This is a genomic window from Microbacterium sp. NPDC056003, from assembly GCF_042274785.1.
Classification (GTDB): domain Bacteria; phylum Actinomycetota; class Actinomycetes; order Actinomycetales; family Microbacteriaceae; genus Microbacterium.
Genome location: NZ_JBHJXQ010000001.1, coordinates 495,917 through 512,425 on the forward strand (window position 1 = coordinate 495,917; position 16,509 = coordinate 512,425).

Annotated in this window: 14 protein-coding genes; 9 read left to right on the forward strand and 5 right to left on the reverse strand. The window is 71.1% G+C overall.

What is annotated here, in order from left to right; all coding sequences use genetic code 11:
- Positions 1–5 precede the first annotated feature (5 nt).
- Complete coding sequence (locus ACFC1W_RS02340) at positions 6–752, reverse strand: sulfurtransferase (protein WP_375988162.1); 747 nt, start codon at positions 750–752, stop codon at positions 6–8.
- 254 nt (positions 753–1,006) lie between these two features.
- Here ACFC1W_RS02340 and ACFC1W_RS02345 point away from each other — a divergent pair, with 254 nt between their 5' ends.
- Positions 1,007–2,518 (forward strand): SulP family inorganic anion transporter, encoded by a 1,512-nt coding sequence (locus ACFC1W_RS02345; protein ID WP_375988165.1) that lies wholly within the window; start codon positions 1,007–1,009, stop codon positions 2,516–2,518.
- Positions 2,519–2,607: 89 nt separating this feature from the next.
- Here ACFC1W_RS02345 and ACFC1W_RS02350 read toward each other — a convergent pair whose 3' ends face one another.
- Positions 2,608–3,201: a M15 family metallopeptidase gene (locus ACFC1W_RS02350; RefSeq protein WP_375988168.1), complete on the reverse strand. Its 594-nt coding sequence runs from the start codon at positions 3,199–3,201 to the stop codon at positions 2,608–2,610.
- A gap of 87 nt (positions 3,202–3,288) precedes the next feature.
- Here ACFC1W_RS02350 and ACFC1W_RS02355 point away from each other — a divergent pair, with 87 nt between their 5' ends.
- Both ACFC1W_RS02355 and ACFC1W_RS02360 read left to right on the forward strand, forming a co-directional pair.
- Positions 3,289–3,966, forward strand: coding sequence for a response regulator transcription factor (locus tag ACFC1W_RS02355; RefSeq protein WP_375988171.1), 678 nt, complete (start codon positions 3,289–3,291; stop codon positions 3,964–3,966).
- The gene (locus tag ACFC1W_RS02360) at positions 3,953–5,083 is read left to right on the forward strand and encodes a sensor histidine kinase (RefSeq protein WP_375988174.1); all 1,131 of its coding nucleotides are present in this window, start codon (positions 3,953–3,955) and stop codon (positions 5,081–5,083) included. The genes ACFC1W_RS02355 and ACFC1W_RS02360 overlap by 14 nt, the downstream gene beginning before the upstream one ends.
- A 7-nt stretch (positions 5,084–5,090) precedes the next feature.
- On the opposite strand, the gene ACFC1W_RS02365 is transcribed toward ACFC1W_RS02360, so the two are convergent.
- Together ACFC1W_RS02365 and ACFC1W_RS02370 are read right to left on the reverse strand one after the other, a co-directional pair.
- Positions 5,091–5,564, reverse strand: coding sequence for a VanZ family protein (locus ACFC1W_RS02365; RefSeq protein ID WP_375988177.1), 474 nt, complete (start codon positions 5,562–5,564; stop codon positions 5,091–5,093).
- 88 nt (positions 5,565–5,652) lie between these two features.
- Positions 5,653–6,213 carry an NYN domain-containing protein gene (locus ACFC1W_RS02370; protein ID WP_375988180.1) on the reverse strand — a complete coding sequence of 187 codons (561 nt, stop codon included), beginning with the start codon at positions 6,211–6,213 and terminating at the stop codon, positions 5,653–5,655.
- Between the two features lie 227 nt (positions 6,214–6,440).
- Between ACFC1W_RS02370 and ACFC1W_RS02375 the strand changes: the two genes are divergently transcribed.
- From ACFC1W_RS02375 to ACFC1W_RS02385, 3 genes are all read left to right on the forward strand, one after another.
- The gene (locus ACFC1W_RS02375; protein WP_375988183.1) at positions 6,441–7,025 is read left to right on the forward strand and encodes a Dps family protein; all 585 of its coding nucleotides are present in this window, start codon (positions 6,441–6,443) and stop codon (positions 7,023–7,025) included.
- A gap of 188 nt (positions 7,026–7,213) precedes the next feature.
- Positions 7,214–11,569, forward strand: coding sequence for a family 43 glycosylhydrolase (locus ACFC1W_RS02380; RefSeq protein WP_375988186.1), 4,356 nt, complete (start codon positions 7,214–7,216; stop codon positions 11,567–11,569).
- Positions 11,570–11,639: 70 nt separating this feature from the next.
- On the forward strand, positions 11,640–12,587 hold the full coding sequence (locus tag ACFC1W_RS02385) for a phosphotransferase family protein (protein ID WP_375988189.1): 948 nt from the start codon (positions 11,640–11,642) through the stop codon (positions 12,585–12,587).
- A gap of 27 nt (positions 12,588–12,614) precedes the next feature.
- Here ACFC1W_RS02385 and ACFC1W_RS02390 read toward each other — a convergent pair whose 3' ends face one another.
- Positions 12,615–13,856 (reverse strand): MFS transporter, encoded by a 1,242-nt coding sequence (locus tag ACFC1W_RS02390; RefSeq protein WP_375988192.1) that lies wholly within the window; start codon positions 13,854–13,856, stop codon positions 12,615–12,617.
- Between the two features lie 116 nt (positions 13,857–13,972).
- Between ACFC1W_RS02390 and ACFC1W_RS02395 the strand changes: the two genes are divergently transcribed.
- The 3 genes from ACFC1W_RS02395 to ACFC1W_RS02405 all read left to right on the forward strand — a co-directional run bounded on the left by ACFC1W_RS02395 (position 13,973) and on the right by ACFC1W_RS02405 (position 16,502).
- The gene (locus ACFC1W_RS02395; RefSeq protein WP_375988195.1) at positions 13,973–15,400 is read left to right on the forward strand and encodes an AAA family ATPase; all 1,428 of its coding nucleotides are present in this window, start codon (positions 13,973–13,975) and stop codon (positions 15,398–15,400) included.
- 66 nt (positions 15,401–15,466) lie between these two features.
- Positions 15,467–15,835 carry a hypothetical protein gene (locus tag ACFC1W_RS02400; protein ID WP_241111003.1) on the forward strand — a complete coding sequence of 123 codons (369 nt, stop codon included), beginning with the start codon at positions 15,467–15,469 and terminating at the stop codon, positions 15,833–15,835.
- Positions 15,836–15,884: 49 nt separating this feature from the next.
- Entirely contained in the window at positions 15,885–16,502 is a 618-nt protein-coding gene (locus tag ACFC1W_RS02405; RefSeq protein WP_375988198.1) for a winged helix-turn-helix transcriptional regulator, read from the forward strand.
- Positions 16,503–16,509: the final 7 nt, after the last annotated feature.

The window sequence follows — 16,509 nt, forward strand, 5'->3', positions numbered from 1 at the left end:
GCGCATCACGACGCCGGCGCGGTCGTTCGCGGACGCAGGTCGGGCGTGAGCGCCTCACGCTCGTCGAAGACGAAGCACTCGCCGTTCCAGTGGGCGCCGCCCACGTTCTCGAAGTAGCCCAGGATGCCGCCCTCGAGCTGCCGCGCGTCGACGCCGTTCTCGCGCAGATGGATCGCCGCCTTCTCGCAGCGGATCCCCCCGGTGCAGAAGCTCACGACGGTCTTGCCCGCAAGATCCCCACGGTGCGCGGCGGCGGCTCCCGGGAACTCGGTGAAGCGCTCTATGCGCCAGTCGACGGCGCCCGCGAACGTGCCGTAGTCGACCTCGAAGGCGTTGCGCGTGTCGAGCAGCACCACCTCGCGGCCGGTGTCGTCGTGCCCCTGGTCGAGCCAGCGGCGCAGCGTGTCGGGCGTGACCGCCGGCGCGCGCCCCGACTCGGGCCGGATGGCCGGGTGATCCATGCGGATGATCTCCCGCTTGAGCTTGACGAGCATGCGTCGGAACGGCGGGGCATCCGACCAGCTCTCCTTGGTCGTCAGCGCCGTGAAGCGCGGGTCGGCGCGCAAGTCGTCGACGAACCCGCGGACGGCGTCGGGGTCACCTGCGAGGAAGAGATTGATGCCCTCTCCGGCGAGCACGATCGTGCCCTTGAGGCCGGCCGACTGGGCGCGACTGCGCAGCGTCGGCCGCAGAGCCTCGCGGTCGTCGATCCGCGTGAACAGATACGCCGAGATGTTCAGGACGGATGCCACGGCCACAAGCCTACGTTCCGCCCGGCGCCGCACGATCCGGGCGCACCCTCGTTGAGTGTCCACCACACGCCGCGCCCGACCCGTGCTCGACGGCGCGTCCTGGACGCTCAGCGGAGAGTCACGTCCGAGCGCAGCGATACGACCGCGGGCCCGCGGGTAGACTCGCCCCGTCGCGCTCGCGGCCCCTCCCGCCGGTTCTGCCCGGTTCCCGCGCGCAACGGAGAGCGCCCGCCCCCGATTCCCGGAGCCCAGCCATGTCCGCTGCACCCGTCACCACGCCCGACAGCCCGTCCCGCTACCGCATCCAACCGACGGTGCTGCAGGCGCTGCGCAGTCCGCGCATCCTCACGCGCGAGCTGCTCGCCGGCCTCGTCGTCGCGATCGCGCTCATCCCCGAGGCCATCGCCTTCTCGGTCGTCGCGGGCGTCGATCCTCGCGTCGGCCTCTTCTCGTCCTTCGTGCTCGCCGTCGTCATCGCGTTCACGGGCGGCCGGCCGGCGATGATCACGGCGGCCGCCGGCGCCGTGGCCCTCGTGATCGCGCCGGTCTCGCGCGAGTACGGCATGGACTACTTCATCGCAACCGTCATCCTCGCGGGCATCCTGCAGATCCTTCTCGCCGTGCTCGGCGTCGCGAAGCTCATGCGCTTCATCCCCCGGAGCGTCATGGTCGGCTTCGTCAACGCGCTCGCGATCCTCATCTTCGTGTCGCAGCTGCCGCAGCTCATCGACGTGCCGTGGGCGGTCTACGTGCTCGTCGCGGTCGGGCTCGGCATCCTCGTCCTGTGGCCGCGCATCACCCGCGCGGTGCCCGCCCCGCTCGTCACGGTGGTGCTGCTGACCGCCGCGGTCGTGGTGTTCGGCATCTCCGTGCCGGACGTGGGCGATCAGGGCGAGCTGCCGCGCAGCCTGCCGGAGCTGCTGATCCCGAATGTGCCCCTGACGTGGGAGACGCTGCAGATCATCGCGCCCTACGCGTTCGCAGTCGCCCTCGTCGGCCTGCTCGAGTCGCTGATGACGGCGAAGCTCGTGGACGACATCACCGACACGCACTCGCGCAAGACCCGCGAGGCGTGGGGGCTCGGGGTGGCGAACCTGGCCTCCGCGTTCTTCGGCGGCACCGGGGGCTGCGCGATGATCGGTCAGACCATGATCGGGGTGAAGGCGTCGGGCGCCCGCACCCGCATCTCGACGTTCATGACCGGCGTCTTCGTACTCGTCCTGGTGGTCGCGCTCGGCGATGTCGTCGCGATCATCCCGATGGCCGCGCTCGTGGCCGTGATGATCGCCGTGTCGGTCGCGACGTTCGACTGGCACAGCATCCGCCCCTCCACCCTGAAGCGGATGCCGCTGAGCGAGACGCTCGTGATGGTCGTGACCGTCGCGCTCACGGTGTGGACGCACAACCTCGCGGTCGGCGTCATCGCCGGCGTGCTCGCGGCGATGGTGCTCTTCGCTCGCCGCGTGGCCCACTTCACGACCGTCAGCCGCACCGTCGACGGCGACGTCGCCCGCTACCGGGTCGACGGCGAGCTCTTCTTCGCGTCGAGCAACGACCTGACGACGCAGTTCGAGTACGCGTCCGATCCGTCGCATGTGGTCATCGACATGACGCGTTCGCACGTGTGGGATGCCTCGACCGTCGCCGCCCTGGACGCGATCGTCACGAAGTACGACCAGCGCGGCACCACCGTCGAGCTGGTCGGCATGAACGAGGCGACCACCGCCTTCCACCGCCGGCTGAGCGGCGGCCTCGCGGGCAGCTGAGCCGGCGTCGCGGGCAACTGAGCGCGACCTCGCGGGCGCTGAGCCGGCGTGGTCGTCGCGGTGGTCGGTCCGAACACGCGGGCGCGGCCTCACCCCTCCGCATCGGGAAGCAGCGCGGGGCATTCGCCGCCGGGGTCGGTCGCGATCTCGAAGTGCCAGCGCTCGTTGGCATAGATCTGGCACAGTCCCCACCCGGCGCCGTGCTCGATGAGCCAGAACTGGGCATCGAGTGGGCCGACATCGACGGCGTGGCCGGTCACGTGATGCGAGCGGTCAGGGGTGGCGACGAACTGCCGCGCGATCTCCTCACTTCCGTACGTCGTGATGGCGTCGTCGAGCAGCCACTGCTGGTACTCCCGGCTCCGCCACCCGCCGGTGATCTGGAACGTCACCCCGTCAGCCGCCGCGACGGCGGCGGCCCCGCGCACCGCGTCGCGCAGGTCCGGGTCGAGGTGGGCGATCGCGGGCAGCGAGTCGTCGTCGATGGCGGCCGCGGACGCGAGCTCGCCCGCGGCCGCACTCGGCACGAACGGCGCGGACAGCGCCTGCGCCGGACTCCACAGGTAAGCCGCGGTCACGGCAGCAGCGGCGAGCAGCACGGCAGCGATCACGCCGGTCGCGACGAAGGACGCGCGCCCGCGACGAGCGGGCGGACGCACGGGGGATGCGGTGAGGAGTGACATGCGACCATCCCACGCGGGCGCGTGTTGCGACGGCGTACGCGGATTCGCATACACCCGCGATATCTGCGGCGACCTAGGCTGGTCGCCATGCGCGTGCTGATCGTCGAGGACGAGCTGTACCTCGCCGAGGCCATCCGCGACGGACTCCGGTTGGAGGCGATCGCCGCCGACCTGGCGGGCGACGGTGACACCGCGTTCGAGCTGCTCGCCGTCAACTCGTACGACGTGGTCGTGCTCGACCGCGACATCCCCGGCCCGAACGGCGACGAGATCGCCCGCCACCTGGCGGCCCTGCCGGCGGGTCCGCGCGTGCTCATGCTGACCGCGGCCGACCGGCTGGACGACAAGGCGACCGGCTTCGAGAGCGGTGCCGACGACTACCTCACGAAACCCTTCGCGCTGCGCGAACTCGTCCTGCGGCTTCGCGCGCTCGGTCGACGGCCGGCCGCGGCCACTCCCCCGGTCCTCGAGTTAGGTGCTCTGCGGCTCGACCCGTTCCGGCGCGAGGTGTACCGCGACGGGCGCTACGTCTCGCTCACCCGCAAGCAGTTCGCGGTTCTGGAGGTGCTGCTGACCGCGCAGGGAGGGGTGGTCAGCGCCGAGGACCTCCTCGAGCGCGCATGGGACGAGAACGCCGACCCCTTCACCAACGCCGTGCGCATCACGATCTCGACCCTGCGCAAGCGCCTGGGCGAGCCGTGGGTGATCGAGACGGTGCCCGGCGTCGGCTACCGGGTGAGTGGGGTGACGGATGCCGCGGGGTGAGGCATCCGCTCCCCGCTCAGGGCGTCCGCGCGGGCTGTCGGTGCGGGTGAAGCTCACGCTGAGCTACGCCGGCTTCCTGATCGTCGCGGGCGCGGCACTGTTCGCCGTCGGCTTCCTGCTGCTGCGCTTCGTGCCCGAGGGGAACGTCTACGTCGTGGGCGGCGGCTGGGCGCCGAACCGCACCAACCTCGTCGAGGTGTTCGTGCGCTACGCGTGGTGGGCTCTCGTCGGGCTCGCCGCATTCGGGCTCGTGGGCGGCTGGCTGCTCGCGGGACGCATGCTCAAGCCGCTCGACCGCATCACCGACGCCGCCCGCCGCGCGCGCGACGGGTCGCTCGACCACCGCATCGACCTGCCCGGCGCGCGCGACGAGCTGACCGAGCTCGCCGACGCCTTCGACGCGATGCTCGGCCGCGTGCAGCAGACGCTCGACGAGGAGCGCCGCTTCGCCGCCAACGCCTCGCACGAGCTGCGCACGCCGCACGCCATCATCCGCACGATCGTCGAGGTCGCACAGGCCGACCCCGACGGCCGCGATGTCGACGAGGTGCTCCGGCGTGTCGGCGACACCAACGACCGCGCGATCGCGACGACCGAGGCCCTGCTCGCGCTGGCGCGCGCCGGACGCGGCGGACCCTGGACCCGTGAACCGGTGGACTTCGCGTCGCTCCTCGCCGAGGCGGTGGACGAGGAGACAGCGGATGCCGCGGCCGCCGGCATCCGCATCGACACGTCGCTCTCGCCGGCGACCGCGCTGGGCGACCGCACTCTACTCGGGCGGCTCGCCGCGAACCTCGTGCGCAATGCCGTCGTCCACAACGAGCCGGGCGGCTGGGTCTCGGTGACGACGGGTCGCACCGCCCGGGCCGCCGAGCTGGTCGTCGCCAACACCGGGCCGGTCCTCGATCCCGCCGTGGCCGGCACACTCGTCGAGCCGTTCGTCCGCGGCGCCGGACGCGCACGCGGTGCCGAGGCGGAGCGCGGCGCCGGCCTCGGACTCGCGATCGTCGCGGCCGTCGTGCGCGCCCACGACGGGGTGCTGGCCATCAGCGCCCGCCCCGGCGGAGGGCTGCATGTGCGCGTGGAGCTCCCGAGCCCCCCTGCGGACCGGCGCTGAGTCGAGGTCACGACCCGGGACGCCGCGTTCGGTCCGCTTCCCCGAGGCTGCGCACCGCCCCGCCGATGAGCCGCCCGACGGCCACCACGACGACGCCGATCGCCGCGCCGACCGTGTTCCACAGCACGTCCGCGGGGTCGGGCACGCGACCCGGGATCGACCGCTGGGCGTACTCGACGCACGCCGACACTGCTGAGCCGGTGAGGATCGCGAGCGGCCACCACCGCCGCCCGAGGAGCAGCGCGACGGTCGCGCCGAGCGGCACGAACAAGATCGTGTTGAGCACGCGCTCGGCCTCGCCGGACAGGAGCCCGGCGAGCAGAGGTGCAGACGCCCCCTCCACCGCGGTCAGAAACGCTCCGCGCGCCGGCGCCACCAGCGAGCGCGGGGCGAGCGTGAGCACACCGACGGCCGTGACGGCGAGCGCCGCCGCGATCGTGCGCGCCGTGCGGAGGCGCGCGGCCGGAGAGACGTTCGACACTGTTCCTGCTTCCCGCCGGCTCTCGTGCCGACAGGTCCAGCCCAGCGGAACCGATGTTGCGGGAGCGTATGCTCCGCGCCCGCTGCGGTCAGCGCAGGAACATCGCGGGGTCGAACTCCTCGATCGGGATGACGCGCACCCGTGGCAGCGGCGCGTCGAACACCCGGGCGTCGTACTCGAGGTCGAACTTCTCGATGCCGGGCAGCGTCGCGAATCCGGCGTTGCGGAACTCGGTGAACGCGAGCACTCCGACCCGCCGCTCGCCGTCGACCAGCGCGGCGACGTCATCGAGGAAGTCGCCGTCGTGGCTCACCAGCATGACGTCGTCGGGGCGGTCCACGATCGCTCGCAGCGTGCGCTGCACCGCGATGTCGACGACCTTCTCGTCGGGCCCGCCCGACAGCGGCACGACCTGGTAGTCCATCGCCTTCAGAGCCTGCACGAACGCCATCGGGATGCCGGTCGTCGCGTTGAGGAAGAACAGTCCGCGGGCCGGCTGGCGCCAGGTGCGCGACGCGAACGACATGAGCCGGTCCCACCGCGGGCGCTCGTCCGGCTGCGGCCGACGACCGAGGATCGAGCCCCCGAGCGTCGCGTCGATGTTCTCGCCGTCGACCAGGATCCAGGTCGTCCGTCCGTCGTCGCCCACCGCGGGCCCCCTCACCGGGCCCGACCGGTCGGAAACCCGAGCACGATCCTACGTGCGCGGTCGACCCGCTGCATCTGTGGCCGGGTCGAGCCTGCGTGCGCGCCGGCCTCCGGCGCGACGACGCCCGCGCGCGGCGGGTAGCACGTCGTCTCGGGCAGTGCAATCCCCAGGCGTGCAGCGCACAGGCTCATTAGCTTCGAAGAGTCCCGACGAGAAGGAGAGACATCGTGGCCACGACCACCGCGAAGAAGACCGCCCCGACGAAGACCGCCGCAGCGACTTCCAAGAACAAGCGGCGCACGGCCCGGGGCGGAGTCGGCGCCGAGCTGACGAGGGAGCAGAACGCGGAGCACGGGTTCACGGCCTCCGAAGCCCTCAGCGAGAACCTGCAGAAGGTGCTCGTCGATCTGATCGAGCTGTCGCTCCAGGGCAAGCAGGCCCACTGGAACGTCGTGGGCCGCAACTTCCGCGACACGCACCTGCAGCTCGACGAGATCATCGAGGCCGCCCGCGACTTCGCCGACACCGTCGCCGAGCGGATGCGCTCGCTGCACGCCCTGCCCGACGGTCGCAGCGATGTTGTGGCCGAGACCACGACACTGCCCGAGTTCCCCCAGGGCGAGATCGCGACCACCGAGGTGGTCGACCTCATGACCGAGCGACTGGATGCCGTCGCCATGACCTGCCGCGACGTCCACGACGACGTCGACGAGGAAGACCCCACCAGTGCTGACATCCTCCACGCGATCCTTGAGCGCGTGGAGCAGCTCTCGTGGATGGTGAGCGCGGAGAACCGCACGCCGAAGCGGTGACCACATCAGGCGCTCGACGCTGCCCACTCTCCTCCGGGACGGTGGGCAGCGCTATTTCCGGCGCTGTTCGCCGCACGATGCCTGTGTGAGCGGTAACTCAATCCTTGCCTCATCCACGTGGTGAGCGCTAACATCGCACGAACCTCTTCCCCACACGCCGCGCCGACGCGGCGAACGAAGGATGTGCGATGAAGCAGCCCCTTGTCCGACGCACGCTCGCGAGCCTCACGGCGATCGCCCTCGGCCTGACCGGCGTGATCGCCGCGACTCAGCCGGCGGTCGCCGCCACGACGCTCGTGGCCCACTACCCGCTGACCGAGACGACCGGAACGATCGCGGTCGACGCGAGCGGCTCGGGGCGCGACGGCACGTTCGTGGGCTCTCCCGCCCTCACCGGCGGCGAAGGGGTACGCCTCGACGGTGCAGACGACCACGTGAAGCTGCCCGACAATCTGCTGGCCGGGCTCACGTCGATCACCGTCAGCGCCGAGGTCCTCGTGCGGGGCGCGCAGGGCACGCCGTACTTCATCTACGGCTTCGGCAACACCGATTCCGCCGGCGTCGGCAACGGCTACCTCTACTCGACCGGCAACACCTACAAGACCTCGATCGCGTCGGGCAACTGGTCCACGGAGCAGACCGCCAACAGCAGCGCGAACCTCGAGCGCGACGTGTGGAAGACGATCACCTACACGCTGGACGACGCGACCGACACGGCCCGCGTGTACCTCGACGGCGTGCAGGTCGCCCAGAACACCGGGGTCACGATCACGCCGGGATCGATCGGCGGCGGCGTGACCACCGCGAACTACCTCGGCAGGTCGGTCTACGACGCCGACAAGCGCCTCGCCGGCAGCCTGCGCGATGTGCGCATCTACGACGCCGCGCTGAGCGCGTCGGAGGTGTCGGCTCTGGTTCCGAGCGACGACACGCGCCTCCAGCGGGATGCTGCGGCTCTGTCGCTCGGTGACCTGAGCGGCGTCACCGCGAACCTCACGCTCCCGGCCAAGGGCGCGAACGGCGCCGCGATCGCGTGGGCGTCCAGCGACTCGGCGATCGTCTCCGCCGCCGGCGCCGTCACCCGCCCCGCCGCCGGCGAGGCCCCGGCCGAGGTCACGCTGACCGCCACGCTCACGCGCGGTGCGGCATCCGCGACGCGCACCTTCACGGCAACCGTGCTGCCCCTCCCCGGTGGCGACCAGCTCGCCCAGGCCGACCTGGACGCCATCGTGATCCCGAATGCGGACGACATCCGCGGCAACATCACGCTGCCCACGTCGGGCACCGTCAACGGCAGCGACGTCACCTGGAGCGCCTCGCCCGCAGGCGTCATCACGACGAGCGCGCAGGCGGGCACCGCCGCCGGCGTCGTGACGCGCGGCGCCGCCGACACCGCGGTCACGCTGACCGCCACCGTTCCCGGCACCACCGCGACCCGCAGCATCCCCGTCACCGTGACCGCCGCGCCCGTCGACCTCGACACCGACTACACCGCCGGCTACCTGTGGACGCACTTCGCGGCCGAGGGCGGCTACGAGAAGATCTTCTACGGCTACAGCGAGGACGGCCTGCACTGGTCGAAGCTCAACGACAACAAGCCGATCCTCGCCAACCTGGGCGGCGACCTCGGCGTGCGCGACCCGCACCTCGTGCGCTCTCCCGACGGCGACAAGTACTGGATCATCGGGACCGACCTGCACGCCGAGGGCGGCGGCGCCGGCGGCTCCGGGTGGGACCAGCTCAACGCCAGCCAGAACCTGGTGGTGTGGGAGTCGACCGACCTCGTGAACTGGAGCGACCAGCGCATCGTGTTCGCAGGCTTCGACCAGGCCGGCTGCGTGTGGGCGCCCGAGGCGACCTACAACGAGGCGACCGGCGAGTACTACGTGTACTGGGCAGCCCGCGACCGCACCGACGACGGCACCCCCGACTGGGCGCTGCGCATGTACCTCACGAAGACCCGCGACTTCGTCACGTTCACCGAGCCCGAGATCTGGACGTCGCTCAACGAGAAGGGCGACGGGCTCACGGGGCCGAACATCATCGACTCCACCATCGCGAAGGAGGGCGACACCTACTACCGCTTCTCCACCTCCGACTGGCACACGGTCGTCGACACGGCGCCCAGCCTCGACGGCCCCTGGACCCGCGAGATCGCGCGGGGCGAGGCATCCGCTCACGGTCTGCGCGCTTCGATGGAAGGCCTCACCGTCTACCAGCTGCCCGACGGCCGCTGGGCCGCGATGGGCGACCAGAGCGGGTACTACGGCCACATCGCCGACACGCTCGAGAGCCTGCAGTTCCGCCAGCTGACCGTAGGCAGCGGGGCCGACCAGTATTCGTTCGACCAGCGGTTCCGCCACGGCTCGGTGCTGCGTCTGTCGGCCGCTGAGGAGGAGCGCCTGCTCGAGGCGTACGGCGACGAGCCGGTCGACCCCGAGGAGCCGGAGGAGCCCCAGGAGCAGCCGATCGCCGAGTACACCTTCGACGACGGGACGCTGGCGGACTCGGTCGGCGACGCCGACCTGACGAAGAGCGGCACGGCCGCGGTCGCGACCGACGCCGTTCAGGGCCAGGCCCTCAAGCTGGACGGCTCGGCGAACGGCTTCGCCGCGTTCCCGACCGGCTTCTTCGACGGCCGCAGCACGATGACCGTGTCGATGGACGTCAAGTCCGAGAAGACCAGCGGCAACTTCTTCACCTTCGCGTTCGGCGCCGACACCAGCAAGTACTACTTCCTGCGGCTCCGCGGCGGCGACGTGCGCAGCGCCATCACGCAGACGTCGTGGCAGAACGAGTCGGCCGTCACCGGAACCGTCAGCAGCGGTCAGTGGCACCGGATCGATGTCGTGTTCGACGGCGCGAAGATGACGGTGTACTCCGACGGCGTCAAGCTCGGCGAGAACGCGACTCTCGGTGCCACGGTGGCCGACCTCGGCGAGAACCTCGTGGGCTACCTCGGCAAGTCGCTCTACTCGGCGGACGGGTACTTCCAGGGCTGGTTCGACAACGTGCGCGTCTACAACCGGGCACTGTCGGCGGGCGAAGTGCTCGCCAACGCCGGCGTCACCGACCAGCTGCTCGAGGTCTCGCTGTCCGACCCGTCGAAGCTCAAGGTCACGCCTTTCGTCGACTCCACCGCGCATACGGCCGTGATCCCCGTCGTGAAGGGAACCGACCTCACCGCGCTGGCGCCGACCTTCAGCACGGCACCGGGCGTCACCATCTCGCCCGCGTCGGGCACCGTGGTCGACCTGAGCAGCCCGGTCACCTACACGCTGTCCGAGCCGGACGGCGGGACGACCACGTGGACGATCGAGGCGCGGGTCGTCAACAGCCCCGTGCTGCCCGGCCTCTACGCGGACCCGAACATCGCGGTCTTCGGCGACACGTACTACATCTACGCCACGACGGACGGCTACGCCGGCTGGGGCGGCAAGGACTTCTACGTGTGGAGCTCCAAGAACCTCGTCGACTGGGAGCGCTCGGACGAGCCCTTCCTCACGCTCGACGGCGCGAACGGCAACGTGCCGTGGGCGACCGGCAATGCGTGGGCGCCCACGATCATCGAGCGGGACGGGAAGTACTACTTCTACTTCAGCGGGCACAACGCCGCGCTGAACCGCAAGACGATCGGCGTGGCCGTGGGCGACAGCCCAGAGGGGCCGTTCGTGGCCCAGCCCAGCGCGATGATCCTCAACAACGAGGAGGTCACCTCGGGCCAGGCGATCGACCCGGCCGCCTTCCACGACCCCGTGACCGGCACCTGGTACCTCGGCTGGGGCAACGGCGGCAACGCGGCCGTGCTCGCCGAGCTGAACGACGACATGATCTCGCTCAAGACCGGGACGTACCAGCGCATCAACGGCCTCACGAACTTCCGTGAGGGTGTCTTCTTCAACTACCGCCAGGGGCTCTACCACCTGACGTACGCGATCGATGACACCGGGTCGGAGAACTACCGCGTCGGGTACGCCACGGCGACGAGCATGAACGGGCCGTGGACCTACCGCGGCGTGATCCTGCAGAAGGACCTGTCGCTCGGCATCAAGGGACCTGGCCACAGCTCGATCATCAACGTTCCGGGCACCGACGACTGGTACATCGCGTACCACCGCTTCGCGATCCCGGGCGGCGACGGCAACCATCGCGAGACGACCATCGACAAGCTCGAGTTCGGCGCCGACGGCCTCATCAAGCCGGTGGTCCCGACGCTCGAGAGCGTCGCACCGCAGACGATCGACCAGCCCGAGACCGGACCGCAGATCGAGGTCACCACGACCTCGCGCTGCATCGCGGGCAAGGTGACGCTCGTCGTGCAGGCGAAGAACGTCGACGACGTCGCCGCGACCCTCGCCGTCCGGACGACCTACGGCAGCAAGACCGTCGTGGTCCAGCCGGGCAAGACCACGTCGCAGGCGTTCACCACGCGCCTCGCCAACATCGAGGCCGGCACGGTGTCGGTCACGGCGGATGCGACACGCGACGGCGAGCCGGTCACCTCGGTCACCGAGGCGTCCTACGGGCTGCAGACCTGCGGTTGACCGCACGGCGGTGATCACGGGCCGGGTGCCGTCGTCGAGACGGCACCCGGCCCGTCGCTACTCTGTTGCGATGGACGTGCACGGCGGCGGGAGTCGCCTCGCCTGGACCGACGTGCCGGTCTCCGTTCGCGCGCGCATCGAGGAGCTCGTCGGCGCATCGGTGATCGCGACGACGACCGCGGCCGGCGGCTTCTCCCCCGGCCTCGCCGCCAGCGCGGCGCTCTCCGACGGACGCACCGTGTTCGTGAAGGCAGTGGGCACGGCGACCGGACCGGGAAGCGCCGATCTGCTGCGCCGCGAGCGCGACAACCTCGCGCGACTCGGCCAGCTCCCGAGCGTCTCGCGCATGATCGCGTCGAGCGACGACGGCGACTGGATCGCCGTCGTGTTCGAGCACGTCACCGGCCGCGCACCGAACCCGTCCGTCGCCGCCGAGCGGGCGCGGATGATCCGGGCGTTCGAAGAGGCTGCGGCATCCCTCACCCCGTCGCCCATCGAGGCGGAGACGTTCGCGGCACGGGCTCCCGACGACCTCGACGGCTGGGCGAGGACCGCACCGGACGACCCGGCGGCGCGCATCGACCCGTGGATCGCCGCGAATCTCGACGCCGTGCGGACGCTAGCGGACGGGTGGCGGGATGCCGCGGCCGGCGTCTCTCTCGTGCACGGCGACCTTCGAGCCGACAACATGCTGATGTCGGGCGACGACGTGGTGATCGTCGACTGGACCGAGGTCTGCGTCGGCGCACCGTGGCTGGACTGGGCGCTCGCGGTGCCGAGCGTGTGCCTGTTCCCCGGCACGCCGTCGCCCGAGTCGGTGTTCGCGGAGTCGACGCTCGCAGCCACCGCGCCCGCGGCAGACGTCACGTCGATGGTCGCCGCCGTCGCGGCCTACTTCCTGCGCTCCTCGGTGCGCCCGGTCGTGCCCCAGCTGCCGGCCCTGCGCGATTTCCAGCGCGAGCAGGGGGTCGTCGCAGCCGCCTGGCTGCGCGAGCGCGTCGACGCAGGGCACAGCTGAGGTGACGCCACCGCTGCGCCCGGGGACTCACTCCGCCGTCGCGGTGCGCACCGGCGACAGGAGCGCGATGAGGAAGGCGGTCGCGAAGACCGCGGCGATCCCGAATAGCACGATGTTCAGGTCGGCCAGGGACGCCGCCATCCCGCCGGCGATCGCGCCCAGTGCGGCGAACGTGCGGTTCACGGAACGCAGCGTGCCGTTCACCCGCCCGAGCAGGGCGTCCGGCGTCACGATCTGCCGGAAGCTCATCTCGTTCGCGTTCTCGACTCCCGCCGCGAACCCCTGCAGTGCGAACGCGGCGAAGAGCGCCACCAGCGCACCCGTTCCAGCTGCCTCGGTGTCGGGGATGAGCGCGATCGTCGCCCACGCCACCGGGTAGAGACCGCGGGCGCACGTGATCACCGCTCCGGCGCCGAAGCGGCTGCCGGTGCTCGACGCGATCGCCGTGCCGAGCAGCGTCGCCGCACCGCCGGCCGCGAAGAGCAGGCCGTAGCCGAAGGGCGACAGCCCGAGCGCCCGCAGCGCGAAGACCGCGAGAACCGTCAGCGCCGCGGCGTTCGCGAAAAACCACACGTGGGTCGACCAGGCGAGCGGCGTCAGTGTGCGGTGCCGATACGACCAGCGCAGCCCCTCGGCGATCTCGCGGCGCAGCGAGCGCTCGGCGCGGCCACGCTCGAGGGTCTCGGAGATGCGCGCGTCGGCGATGAGCACGGCATCGACGACATAGGTCACGGCATCGACCGCGATCGCGAGCGGTGCGCCGATGAGGCCGACGAGCCCGCCACCGAGTGCCGGGCCGGCGGTCTGCGCGGCCGCCTCGGCTTGGTCGAGCCGGGCGTTGGCGGCGAGGAGCGCGCGCCGCTCGACGATCTGCGGCAGGAGCGACTGGGTCGCGGCGAACCCGAACACCGCGAACGAGCCGAAGAGCAGGAGCAGCCCCACGAGCACCCACACGTGCAGGAGCCCGGCCAGCCACAGCGCCGGGATGAGCGCCAGGCTGACGGCCCGGCCGACGCTCGCCCATACCAGGACGCGCTGGCGGCGCCACCGGTCGACATACACTCCGGCGACCAGGCCCAGCAGCGCATAGGGGACGAACTGCGCCGCCGCGACGATCCCCACCTCGAACGGATCGGCCTCGAGCACGTCGACGACGAGCACCGGCATCGCCACAGCGGTCAGAGCCGTTCCGAAGGCGCCGATGGCGACGGCGGAGAAGTAGCGGGCGAACGCCGGGCGGCGGAAGAGTCCCTCCTCGCGCCCGCCCATCACCCCTCCGTCACGTCGTCAGTCTGTCCAGACTGTCAGACGGCCGGCAGATCTCTCGCGGGGGCACGGCTCGCCGGAGCAGAGCCGGTTCACGAGCGCCCGATACCGTGAGGAGCATGGACTCGACCGACCGTGCCCTCGTCACAGATCTGCAGCGCCTCGTCCGCCGGCTCAATGAGCTGCCCGACACGCGGGAGCCGCAGGAGACGCCGCTCGGCGCGCTCGTACGAGAGCACCTCGGGGTGGACTCCGCGACGGTCCCCGTGACGAGTGACCGGGTGAGCCCGCACCGCCTGGCCGACGCCGACATCGCGCTGGCCGTCCTCGCCGCCGCCGACCCCGACGCGCGACTGGTCGGCGTGGCCGGCGGCATGGAGCGTCATCACGAGGACACCCAGAATCTGCTCTCGCACCGGTACACGACCTTCGCGCCGGGGCCCGTCGAGTACGTCTCATCGGCTACCGGACCGAACTCGACGCGGCAGACGGTGGCCTTCGGACTGCATCTGTTCCGCTTCGATCGTCACCCCGTTGCCGTGCTGGTGCGCAACGCGTCGCCGATGCACGGACGCGAGGCCGTCACCCTCGATGTGCTGTCGACCGACGACGCCGTGTCGGCCCGCCTGCTCGTAGCGCTCCACGATGCGATGAACGAGCACAGTGTGATCCGGGGCAATGTCGTGAGCTTCACCGCCGACGAGTACGGCCACGGCCTGGGCTCACTCACGTTCCTGACACGTCCCAGCGTCGGCCGCGACGACATCGTGCTTCCCGATGGGGTGCTCGACACGGTCCGCGGCCACATCATCGGGATCGGAGAGCAGGCCGCCGCGCTGCGCGGGTACGGGCAGCATCTCAAGCGCGGCGTGCTGCTCTACGGGCAGCCCGGCACGGGCAAGACGCTCACCGTGGAGCACCTCCTGACGGCGACGCCCGGGCGCACCGCCATCATCCTGCAGGGCGGCAGCCTCCGCTTCGTCGCGGAGGCCGCACGCCTGGCACGGGCGATGACCCCGGCGATGCTCGTCTTCGAGGACGTCGACCTCGTCGCCGTGGAGCGCGGCATGTTCGGCGGCCCGCAGCCGCTCCTCTTCGAGATCCTCGACGCCCTCGACGGAGTCGGAGGCGACGCCGACATCGCGTTCCTCCTGACTACGAACCGCGCCGACGTTCTCGAACCCGCCCTCGCGCAGCGGCCCGGACGCGTCGATCTCGCCGTCGAGGTCCCACTCCCGGATGTCGCGGCCCGGCGCAGCCTGCTGGCGCTCTACGCGCGTGATACGCCGCTCAGCGCCGCAGCACTGGACGCAGCCGCCGACCGCGCCGACGGCGTGACTGCGTCGTTCGCGAAAGAGCTCATCCGAAGGGCCGCGCTGCGGTCGGCCCTGGCGGGAGCCGCCCTGTCCGACGTGCATCTCGAGGCCGCTCTCGTCGAAATGCAGGACGCCGCGGTGGCGATCTCCCGCTCACTGGCCAGCGGCCACACAGAGGACGAGTCCGGCCACCTGGGCGGTCCGGTCCACTCTTTCGCGAGCCACGAGTAGCGACCCGCCGTCTCATCCTGTTCGGATGACGCGCGCACCCGCATCCCTGTCGATAAAGTCATGCGCATGGCATCAGGACATCACCAGCAGGAGGCACCGCACGGCGGTGTGCTCAGCGGCAACGGCAGCCCGGCGCTCTGGGGCGCGCTGCTCGGCCTCATCATCTTCGCGTTCGTCGCCGTGCCGATCTCGGCGGCCGTGCGCTTCGCGACACACCCCGCCACACAGCAGCTGTTCGGCGGCCGCCTGTCAGAGGCGACGACCGGCGGGTACGTGGCCTTCTGGTGGATCGTCGCGATCCTGCTCTTCGCGCTGCCGTTCCTCGTCGGCTGGGCCGTCGCCAAGCTGTCGGGCAAGACGCTCGCCATCGTCGGCGCGATCCTCGCGGCGTTCTTCATCGCGATCCTGATCATGGGGCAGCTGTTCGTCTTCTGACGTGAGCGGCGGGCGGCGGCATCCCCCGCCGCCCCGGAATAATGGAGACATGACCGCCGGATACAGTGCGATCTCGAGCTACTCGCGCGTCGAGATCATGCATCTGATCCAGCAGCGCGCCCGGCGGCCGATCGCGGAACTCGTCGAGGCCACCGGACTCCACCCCAACACCGTGCGCGAGCACCTGCAACGGCTGATCGAAGCCGGGTACGTCATCGCCGAGACCGAGCGCCGCACCACGCGGGGTCGCCCCCGCGTGCTCTACACCGCGGCGACCGGAGAGGCTGCGGCCGGCGAGGCTGCGGCGTACAGCCCGGTCGCCGTCCAGAGGGCGAAGGATGCCGCGCGTCGCGGCGACCTGTTGCGCCGGGTCTACCCGACCGACGCGGGCGAGGTGCTTCCGGCCGGCGCTCTGCACCAGCTCGACGCCCTGGTCGACGATCTCGCCGAGGCCGGGTTCGACCCGCTCGTGGACGAGGACGCCCTCACCGTCGACCTCACCCCGTGCCCGCACGCGCCCGCCGCCGACCACCGCGGCACCCTCTGCCACGTGCACATCGGCCTGATGGATTCCGTGCTCGCCCAGGCCGGCGGGCCACTCAAGGTCGACGGCATCGCGCCGTCGTGCGATCCTTCGCAGTGCGTGGTGCACCTCTCCGTGCAGTGACCGCGGG